Genomic DNA, 255 nt, shown 5'->3' with positions numbered 1-255 from the left:
CCAGCAGGCTGGTGCCGACGGCGCGGCGCATGGGCAGCTTGAGCACGCCCACCAGCGCGGGGACGGCGAGGAAGCCGCCGCCCACCCCGAGGAATCCGGTCACCGCGCCGAGACCGGCACCCGCGGCTCCGGCCTTGCCCGGGTTCACCCGGGCACCGGACTCGGGGCCGGTGCGGGCGGGGCGCAGCATCCGCAGCGCGGCGAGGGCCGCGATGACCGAGAAGGCCACGGTCAGCACCGCCTGGGGAAGATGTC

General features: G+C 76.9%; 1 protein-coding gene. It reads right to left on the bottom strand.

What is annotated here, in order from left to right; genetic code table 11:
• A partial coding sequence (locus QSK45_RS38245; RefSeq protein ID WP_285563549.1) for a TSUP family transporter occupies positions 1-255 on the bottom strand: 255 nt, incomplete at both ends.

This window comes from Streptomyces hygroscopicus subsp. hygroscopicus, assembly GCF_030269125.1.
GTDB lineage: Bacteria > Actinomycetota > Actinomycetes > Streptomycetales > Streptomycetaceae > Streptomyces > Streptomyces hygroscopicus_C.
The sequence above is the reverse complement of the archived record's forward strand: the minus strand, read 5'-3'. Positions and strand labels throughout refer to the sequence as shown.